This window comes from Sphaerisporangium sp. NPDC049002 (assembly GCF_040649355.1).
In the GTDB taxonomy this organism is placed as follows: Bacteria; Actinomycetota; Actinomycetes; order Streptosporangiales; family Streptosporangiaceae; genus Sphaerisporangium.
Genome location: NZ_JBEZFH010000337.1, coordinates 1 through 4,903 on the forward strand (window position 1 = coordinate 1; position 4,903 = coordinate 4,903).

The following is a 4,903-nucleotide window of genomic DNA, read 5'->3' on the forward strand; positions in this document are numbered from 1 at the left end:
GCGAACCGGCCGCGGGGCGGGACGGGCGCGACCGGGTAGGGCTCCTTGTACGAAGGCGAACTGCGGGGGGTGGTCAGATGACCCGGCCCTCCGGTGCAGGAGCTTCACCGCCACCCGCTCGCCCGACCCGCTCTCGGCGGCGTAGACGACCCCTTGGCCGCCCTCACCGATCCGCCCCGTCACCCGGTAGGAGGCGATCTTCGTGGGATCGGTGGGCCCCAGGGGCCTGAAAGCCGGCAAATGTGCTCTCCCTTGGCGTGTGATCCTGAGCGCCGGCCCCCGTACCACGGCGGCAAGATTCTGCCATGTTGGAACGTACCTAAGTACGGTTTTGTGTCATTGGCCACGGTGGACCCCTAGGCCCCAAATCGGACACCCCGGTGTGATCGCACCACCCCGTCGCCTGGATAGGCTCAGGGCATGCGATCGTGGTCCGCTCCGAACATCTCCCCCCTGCCCGGCGCCGGCCTTCCTCTCCGGCTTTACGACACCTCGGCACGGGAGATCAGGGAGACATCCCCGGGATCCGAGGCACGGATGTACGTGTGCGGCATCACGCCGTACGACGCGACCCACCTCGGGCACGCCAACACCTACCTGGCCTTCGACCTGGTGAACCGGGTGTGGCGGGACGCCGGCCACGCGGTGCACTTCACGCAGAACGCCACCGACGTGGACGATCCGCTCCTGGAGCGGGCGGAGCAGACGGGCGTCGACTGGCGCGACCTCGCCGAGAGGGAGATCGAGCTCTTCCGCACCGACATGGAGGCCCTGCGCGTCCTTCCCCCCGACGACTACGTGGGCGTCACCGAGGTCGTCGCCGAGGTCGCCGAGCTGATCGGGCGGCTCAAGGACAAGGGCGCCACTTACGAGGTCGACCGCGACGTCTACTTCTCGGTCGCCGCGGCCCCGAAGTTCGGCGCCGTCTCGGGATACTCAGAGGAGCAGATGCTGGAGCTGTTCGCCGAGCGCGGCGGCGACCCCGCGCGCGAGGGCAAGCGCCACCCGCTCGACTGGCTGCTGTGGCGGGCCGAGCGGCCCGGCGAGCCCTCGTGGCCGTCGGACTTCGGCCCCGGCAGGCCGGGCTGGCACGTCGAGTGCACCGCCATCGCGCTGAACCGCCTCGGCAGCGGGTTCGACGTGTCCGGCGGCGGCTCCGACCTGATCTTCCCCCACCACGAGATGGGCGCCAGCGAGGGGCACGTCGCCACGGGGGAGTGGCCCTTCGCCAAGGCGTACGTCCACGCGGGCATGGTCGCGCTCGACGGCGAGAAGATGTCGAAGTCCCGGGGCAACCTGGTGTTCGTCTCCCGGCTCCGCACCGAGCACGACCCCATGGCGGTGGGGCTGGCCCTGCTCGCACACCACTACCGCGCCGACTGGGAGTGGACCGCCGACCAGATCGGCACCGCGGCGGAGCGGCTGGCGCGCTGGCGCTCCGCCGTCGACCTGCCCGCCGGCCCGGACGCGGGGCCTGTTCTGCGGCAGGTCAGGGAGCGCATGGCCGACGACCTGGACACGCCCGGGGCGCTCGCGGCCGTCGACGCCTGGGCCGCCCGCGCGTCCGGCGGGGAGGGCGCCGATCCCGGCTCGCCCGCCCTGGTCCGCGCCGTCGCCGACACCCTTCTCGGAGTCGCGCTCTAGCTGTTCTAGCCTCACCGGGGCCGCTCAGTCGGTCGGGAGCAGCGTGCCCAGGGGGCCGAGGTCGAGGTTCAGCTCCGAGGGGGACAGGCCGAAGCGTTCGCACAGCTCGGTCATGGCCTCTTCCAGGCGCATCAGCGTCAGGCCGAGCGTCTCGATCTGGTCCTCCGACAGGTCGCCCTGGTCCATCCGGTGCACGCACTGGCGCTCCACGAGCTGCCGTACGAGCTCGACCAGGGTGAGGACCAGCCGGGTCAGGTCGCGCTCGACCGTTTCGGGGTCGGTCTCAAGGTGCCAGCGGCCCGAGCGGGACTCGGCCGCGGCGCCGGCCCCGGCGTCCTCGGGCACCCGCCGCACCCTGGCGGGCGCGGGGCCCGCCGGTACGCGGCGCGTCCTTTCTGGTGTGCGGCCTTCCGGTGTGCGGCGCGTTCCTTCGGGTGTGCGGTCTTCCGGTGTGCGGCGCGTTCCTTCGGGCGCGGGGCCTTCGGGGACGCGGCGGCCGGAGGGATCAGAGCGGGGACCGCTCATGCCGCACCCCCGTTTCGAGCGGTTCCGACGCCCGGACCGACATGATCAGGGCACGCAGAGAGATGCGCACGAGGTCGATGTCGGCGATGGACAGGACCAGGTCGCCGGTGATCACGACGCCTCCCGCCAGCAGCCGGTCGAGGAGGTCGACCAGGGCGACGCGCTCGGTGGGAAGCCGCCCCTCGGCCGCCAGCTGGGCGCCCCGCGGAGCGAGATCACGTGCCATCGCCCGCCCTCGCCTCCGTTCCCGGGCCGCCCGCCTCTGGGCCGCCTTCTGGGCCGTCCTCTGAGCCGCGTGCCTCCGCTTCCGGGTCGCCGGGGTCCAGTTGGGTGAAGGAGTACGGCGCCCAGGGGCCGGTGAGCTCGATCTCCACGCCGGGCCCGCGGAGCCCTGCCAGGGTGGCGGCGAACTCCTCGCTCAGGTGGTCGTCGACAAGGTAGGCGCCGTTCAGCAGCATCCAGTCGTCGCGGCCGGACAGCTGCGGATCCTGGGGCCGGTGGCGCCTGCTCGCGACCGAGACGGCCGCCAGGGCGGCGTGGATGTCCTCGGCGCGCCGGGCCGCGTCGCGCCAGGCGTCGTCCCGGCTGCGCAGGCTCTCCTTGCGGCGCCTGAGATAGTCGGTCCCGGGCTTCACGGGCGCCTCCGCCTCCTGGCCCGGCTCGGAAGGCCGAGGCTCGGCGGCCCGCTCCGCGTACGCCTTCACGCCCCACTCGCGCCGCCCGGCCACCTGCGACAGCACCGCCGTGAAGTCGTCGCGCCTGCGGCCCAGCATGTCGCGGACCTGGTCCTCGCCGCTGTACACGGTCACCAGCCGCACCGGGGCGGTCGGCGCCGACCCGGCCACGGCCTCCACGACGCGGTGGTGCGCGCGGGCCGTCTCGCCGACCCAGTCGAGATCCTCCAGCGAGCGGCGCAGCGGCCCCTCCCCGAACTCCTCCAGCGGCACGGTGCCCACGTACGCGACGAGGCCGGCGTGCGCCACCGTATGGACCGGCGTGCCCGCCACGCCCGTCAGGCCCGAAAGCGCGGCCGGATCCACACGGTCCTCCTCGCGGGTGACCGCGTACAGATACGTTCCCGTGTCAGCCACCGCGATCCTTCCGGTCGGCGGTCCGGTACGCCGTGTCGCGCTCGTAGTGCTCGTAGGGCTCGGCCCCGCGCGACCGCTCGATCGGCCGCGGAGCCGCCTCCTCGCCCTCCACGGCGGCGAGCCTGCGGCGCAGGGTGCGGTTCTCCTCGACCAGGTCGCGGTCCTTGGAGCTGAGCCACGGGTCGTGCTCCCACCAGTCGATGCCGAGCTCGCGCGCGGTGTCCACCGAGGCGATCAGCAGCCGCAGCTTGATCGTGAGCAGCTCGATGTCCAGGAGGTTCACGCGGATGTCGCCCACGATCACGATGCCCCGGTCGAGCACCCGCTCCAGGATGTCGCCGAGGTTGCCGCCGGAGTCGCGGGCCACGGGCGCGCGCGGGGCGTACGACTGGGGTGTCACGCGCGCGGAGCGCGTCGGATCGGACATGTCAGTACACTCCGCCCGTGTCGCCCTTGGCGCGCTTGAAGCTCCGGACCCTGCGGTATGACACCAGGTCGCCCTCGGAGTCCAGGTCGGCCGCGTAGATCCCCAAGGTGTCGCCCGAGGACGGGACGCGGTGGTCCTCCACGACCTCGACCTCGACGGTCCACCCGTCGCCCGAGGGCTGCACCAGCGTGACCCCCTCGACGTCCTTGCCGGTCAGCTCGCCGATGTGGCGCAGCCCCGCGCGGCCGGCGGTGACCGCCGTCAGGCGCCGCGACGGTCGCACCCGTGCCGCGCGGCGTCCGTGCGGCGGCTCCACCTCGTCGTCCTCCGCGTCGTCCCCCGCCAAGATCTCCTCGTCCACGGAGTCGTCGTACTCGTAGGAGTCGTCGGGAGCGTATCGGCCGGTGGCGCGCTCACCACGGTCGTCGCGCGCACCGGGAAATCTGCGACTCGCGGGCACGACATCACTTCCTTTCGCCGCTTCCTGGCCGGTCGCGCCGCTAGGAGATCATCCGCTGGAGGATGTCCTCCATGGCGCGGGCCTCCTCCTCCTCGGAGATCAGGCCGGCCGCCCTGGCGTCCTCCACCTCCTCCAGCTGGCGGCGCACGGACGCCGGGTCGTGGAGCTGCTGGTCCACCTGCTGCTCGATCAGCTCGCCGAGCTTGACCAGCAGCTGGACCGGCGCGAGCGGCCAGCTGAAGAGCATGCCGAACAGACCCATTCCAAAGACCTCTACCTCTGTGTCGTGACGAAGTCGTACGGCGCCTGGGGGCCGAGCAGGCGCAGGGTGACGCGGTCCGCCCACCTGCGGCCGAACTCGTTCAGGGCCTCCTCGAAGTCGTCCTGCCTGCCGGTCTCCACCAGGACGGCCAGATGCGCGGCGTCCTCCTCGTGGGTCGGTTCGCGGATGACGATCGCGACGGCGTGGGGCGCCAGGCCCTCGGCCAGGGTCTGGGTGTCGGCGTCCCGCTTCGCCTCGATCGCCTGGTTGATGATCTCCCCGAGCCGGATCCTGGCGTCCCAGGTCGCCTCCTCGGGCAGGTCGCGGATCTCCTCGCGCAGCCGCCTGGCCTCCGGCTGCTCCTGGAGCACCTCCATGAGCACCGTCCCCTCGACGTAGTGCTCGCCGAGCCCGAGCCGCGTCACGTCGTCCGGGTGGATGTGCAGGGTGCACCGGTTGCTGCCGCCGGTCAGCGTCGGCACGTTGTGCAGCCA

General features: G+C 72.5%; 8 protein-coding genes and 1 pseudogene. 1 reads left to right on the top strand and 8 read right to left on the bottom strand.

All coding sequences use genetic code 11. The features are described from left to right. Positions 1-240: pseudogene (locus AB0B89_RS34760) on the bottom strand (serine/threonine protein kinase); the annotation flags it as partial. A 180-nt stretch (positions 241-420) separates the two neighbouring features. On the opposite strand from AB0B89_RS34760, the gene mshC reads away from it, so the two are divergent. Continuing rightward, on the top strand, positions 421-1,644 hold the full coding sequence (mshC, locus tag AB0B89_RS34765) for a cysteine--1-D-myo-inosityl 2-amino-2-deoxy-alpha-D-glucopyranoside ligase (RefSeq protein WP_358561507.1): 1,224 nt from the start codon (positions 421-423) through the stop codon (positions 1,642-1,644). 24 nt (positions 1,645-1,668) lie between these two features. Here the strand turns inward: mshC and AB0B89_RS34770 are convergent, their stop codons facing one another. From AB0B89_RS34770 to AB0B89_RS34800, 7 genes are all read right to left on the bottom strand, one after another. Next, positions 1,669-1,989 (bottom strand): gas vesicle protein K, encoded by a 321-nt coding sequence (locus AB0B89_RS34770; RefSeq protein WP_358561510.1) that lies wholly within the window; start codon positions 1,987-1,989, stop codon positions 1,669-1,671. A 160-nt stretch (positions 1,990-2,149) separates the two neighbouring features. Beyond that, positions 2,150-2,395, bottom strand: coding sequence for a gas vesicle protein (locus AB0B89_RS34775; RefSeq protein ID WP_358561513.1), 246 nt, complete (start codon positions 2,393-2,395; stop codon positions 2,150-2,152). Then, entirely contained in the window at positions 2,385-3,260 is an 876-nt protein-coding gene (locus AB0B89_RS34780) for a GvpL/GvpF family gas vesicle protein (RefSeq protein ID WP_358561516.1), read from the bottom strand. Before AB0B89_RS34780 ends, AB0B89_RS34775 begins: the two co-directional genes overlap by 11 nt. Continuing rightward, positions 3,253-3,687 (bottom strand): gas vesicle protein, encoded by a 435-nt coding sequence (locus AB0B89_RS34785; protein ID WP_358561519.1) that lies wholly within the window; start codon positions 3,685-3,687, stop codon positions 3,253-3,255. Before AB0B89_RS34785 ends, AB0B89_RS34780 begins: the two co-directional genes overlap by 8 nt. Before the next feature lies 1 nt (position 3,688). Further along, the gene (gene gvpO / locus AB0B89_RS34790; protein ID WP_358561522.1) at positions 3,689-4,147 is read right to left on the bottom strand and encodes a gas vesicle protein GvpO; all 459 of its coding nucleotides are present in this window, start codon (positions 4,145-4,147) and stop codon (positions 3,689-3,691) included. A 40-nt stretch (positions 4,148-4,187) separates the two neighbouring features. Beyond that, positions 4,188-4,409: a gas vesicle protein GvpG gene (locus tag AB0B89_RS34795; RefSeq protein WP_358561525.1), complete on the bottom strand. Its 222-nt coding sequence runs from the start codon at positions 4,407-4,409 to the stop codon at positions 4,188-4,190. An 11-nt stretch (positions 4,410-4,420) separates the two neighbouring features. After that, positions 4,421-4,903: GvpL/GvpF family gas vesicle protein (locus AB0B89_RS34800; RefSeq protein WP_358561528.1), on the bottom strand; the 483-nt coding region annotated here is incomplete at its 5' end.

Excerpts from the sequence above, each read along its gene's own strand:
- mshC (WP_358561507.1), top strand. The coding sequence starts at position 421 with ATGCGATCGTGGTCCGCTCCGAACATCTCCCCCCTGCCCGGCGCCGGC.
- AB0B89_RS34775 (WP_358561513.1), bottom strand. The coding sequence starts at position 2,395 with ATGGCACGTGATCTCGCTCCGCGGGGCGCCCAGCTGGCGGCCGAGGGG.
- AB0B89_RS34785 (WP_358561519.1), bottom strand. The coding sequence starts at position 3,687 with ATGTCCGATCCGACGCGCTCCGCGCGCGTGACACCCCAGTCGTACGCC.
- AB0B89_RS34795 (WP_358561525.1), bottom strand. The coding sequence starts at position 4,409 with ATGGGTCTGTTCGGCATGCTCTTCAGCTGGCCGCTCGCGCCGGTCCAG.